We start from the raw sequence: 3,041 nt of genomic DNA, 5'->3' as shown, positions 1-3,041 counted from the left end.
TGGGCGACGCCTCCGCCGGCGCCGCCAAGGTGCGCGCCGCCCTCGCGCGCCTCCGTCTCGCGCGGCTCGCTCCCTGCGGGGCGGGCCGGGGCGTCCAGGGCGGCGGTGGAGGCGGAGGGCTCCCACTGCTCGCCCCGACGGCCCGCGTCCATCGCCTCGTTGGCGAGCCGGTCCGCGTGCTTGTTCCGTTCGCGCGGCATCCACTCGTACGTGACGGCGGAGGGCGGGAAGACCGTGGCCGCCTCCGCCGCGAGGGGTTTCATGTCGGGGTGCTTGATCTTCCAGCGGCCCGACATCTGCTCGACCACCAGCTTCGAGTCCATCCGCACGTGGACCCGGACAAAACCTTCCGCCGCCTCCGGGAACAGCGCCTTCGCGGCCCGGAGGCCGGCGATCAGGCCCCGGTACTCGGCGACGTTGTTCGTCGCGACGCCGATGTACGCGGCGGCCTCGGCGAGTGTCTCGCCGGTCGCCGGATCCACGACGACGGCGCCGTAACCGGCGGGCCCCGGGTTGCCCCGGGAACCTCCGTCGGCTTCGACGACGAGCTGGTGGGACGAGGTCATTACAGGCCCGACTCCGAGGTGCGCACCAGGATGCGGTGGCAGTTCTCGCAGCGCAGGACGGTGTCGGGGGACGCGGCCTTCACGTCGTTGACCTCGGTGATGTTCAGCTCCAGGCGGCAGCCCTCGCAGCGGCGCTGGTAGAGCCGGGCGGCGCCGACACCGCCCTGCTGCGTGCGGAGCTTGTCGTACAGCTTCAGCAGGTCCGCGGGAATGACCTCGGCGACGACCGCGCGGTCCTTGCCGATCGTCTCGGTCTGGGCGTCGAACTCCTTGAGCGCGGCATCGCGGCGCTCGGTGGCGTCGTCCATCTTGGCCTGGACGGCGGCGACCCGGTCGGTCAGCTCGGTGACGCGCTCCTGGGCGGCCTCGCGGCGCTCCATGATTTCGAGGACCACGTCCTCCAGGTCGCCCTGGCGCTTGGCCAGTGAGGCGATCTCGCGCTGGAGGCTCTCCAGGTCCTTCGACGAGGAGACCGCGCCGGAGTCGAGACGCTGCTGGTCGCGGACGGCACGCTGGCGCACCTGGTCGACGTCCTGCTCCGCCTTGGTCTGCTCGCGGCTGGTGTCGCTCTCCTCGGTCTGCGAGGCGACCAGCAGGTCGCGGAGCTGAGCGAGGTCGTTGTTGAGGGACTCGATCTCGGCGTGCTCCGGCAGCGAGGCCCGCTTGTGCGCGGTCTGCGCGAGGCGAACGTCGAGTGCCTGGACGTCGAGAAGTCGGATCTGGTCGGCGGGCGCGGCGTTCAGTTGGGGGCTCCAGAAGAGTGGTGGGTGGTCCAGGGGTCGGTGACCTGCTTCGAGACGTGGACCCGCAGGTCCCATCCGTGGCGGTCGGAAATCGCGTCGAGCTGTGCCGCGGCCTGCTCGCACCAGGGCCACTCGGTGGCCCAGTGCGCGGCGTCGACGAGGCCGAGCGGGGAGTGCTGCACCGCCTCGGAGGCCGGGTGGTGGCGCAGGTCGGCGGTGAGGAAGGCGTCGACGCCCGCCGCACGCACCGCGTCGAAGAGGCTGTCGCCGGAGCCGCCACTGACGGCGACCGTGCGCACGGTCGCGTCGGGGTCGCCGGCCAGCCGGATGCCCTGCGCGGTGGCGGGCAGCCGGGCCGCGGCACGGGCGGCGAAGTCACTCAGCGTCTCGGGGTGGTCCAGCTCGCAGATCCGGCCGAGGCCGCGACGGCCGTGCTGGTCGGTGGGATCGGGCACGAGGGGGCCGGTGACGCGCAGGCCGAGCGCTCCGGCCAGGGCGTCGGAGACTCCGGGGTCGGCGGTGTCGGCGTTGGTGTGCGCGACGTGCAGCGCGATGCCGTGCGTGATGAGCCGGTGCACGACCCGGCCCTTGAAGGTGTCGGCCGCGACGGTCGTCGTCCCCCGCAGGTAGAGCGGGTGATGGGTGACGATGAGCTGGGCACCGAGGCGTACCGCCTCGTCGACGACGCTCCCCACCGGGTCGACGGCGAACAGGACCCGGCCGGCCTCCGCGTCGAGGTCTCCGCAGACCGTGCCCACCGCGTCCCACCCCTCGGCCCGCTCGGGGGGCCAGAGGGCGTCGAGCTCTGCGATGACTTCAGACAGACGGGGCACGGGGAAAGGCTACCTGGCCTGCGCACCGCACCGGTCATGGCTGCGCGTACCCATCCGTAGCGCCCCACTCCGGTCACGCATCGTCACCTCGGGCGGCTGGGGCGCCCTCGGGCGGGCATCCGGCACCGGGCGTCCGGCGTCGGGGAGGCACGGGCGCGGGTGCGGGCACGAATACGAGTACGGGCTCGGGTACGGACTCGGACACGGGAGAAGCACAGCATCGCGGCCACTCACCCTCGATTCCGGTTTACACCATCCTTATGTGTGAAGCGGTGGGTGTGGCGTTGGTCGGCGGAAAGCCCGAAAACTAGCTTCGGTCGCCGGAGGTGACACATCCATGACTGCCTGTGTCGCAGAAGGTCTGACCCAAGGGGGCGTCGGGGCGGCCAGGGAGCCGGAACCCGCGCCCGAGGAACCGGAAGATCCCGGAGCACCCGGGAAATCGCAGTGGCGTGAGGAGCTGGAGACGTCGGGGCGCGAGACGCGAGGACCGGAGAAGCCGGCGGAGGCCGGACGGACCGCCACGCCGAATGTCGCGCCGAGCGGCGGCAATGTCCTGCCCGTGCCCGTCGCCCGGACCGCCGCGCCCGGCGGGTTCGGCGAACCCGGCCCCGACGGTTCCCCGGCCGACGGTTCCCCCGCCCACGAGGGCGTGGCCCCGATGGCCATCCGGGTCGTCGTGACCGGGCGGACGGTCGTGCCCACGGGTGCCCCGACCGGCCGGGGCACCGACGCGACCACGCTCGTCCCGCTGGTGGGGGCGGTCGTCGGTTCCCCCGTGGCAGCCGCGTTCCACACGTCCACCGGGGCGTCGGCGCCCGCCACACCGGCGGTGCCGCTCTCCGGAGCGGCCGCGACCGCCCGGCCGGGAACGGGCTCGCCCACCCCGGCGACGCGGC

General features: G+C 73.3%; 3 protein-coding genes and 1 pseudogene. 1 reads left to right on the top strand and 3 read right to left on the bottom strand.

Annotated features, from left to right (window positions below; genetic code table 11):
• The 3 genes from ACWD3D_RS35410 to ACWD3D_RS35400 all read right to left on the bottom strand — a co-directional run.
• Positions 1 to 566: reverse transcriptase-like protein (locus tag ACWD3D_RS35410; RefSeq protein WP_451464780.1), on the bottom strand; the 566-nt coding region annotated here is incomplete at its 3' end.
• On the bottom strand, positions 566 to 1,309 hold the full coding sequence (locus ACWD3D_RS35405) for a zinc ribbon domain-containing protein (RefSeq protein WP_451464781.1): 744 nt from the start codon (positions 1,307 to 1,309) through the stop codon (positions 566 to 568). The genes ACWD3D_RS35410 and ACWD3D_RS35405, both read right to left, overlap by 1 nt.
• On the bottom strand, positions 1,306 to 2,142 hold the full coding sequence (locus ACWD3D_RS35400; protein ID WP_451464779.1) for a Nif3-like dinuclear metal center hexameric protein: 837 nt from the start codon (positions 2,140 to 2,142) through the stop codon (positions 1,306 to 1,308). The genes ACWD3D_RS35405 and ACWD3D_RS35400 overlap by 4 nt, the downstream gene beginning before the upstream one ends.
• Positions 2,143 to 2,479: 337 nt before the next feature.
• Between ACWD3D_RS35400 and ACWD3D_RS35395 the strand changes: the two are divergent.
• Positions 2,480 to 3,041 (top strand): annotated as a pseudogene (locus tag ACWD3D_RS35395) (hypothetical protein); the annotation flags it as partial.

It is taken from the genome of Streptomyces sp. NPDC002690 (genome assembly GCF_053592415.1).
This window is presented reverse-complemented; position numbering and strand designations above follow the sequence as displayed.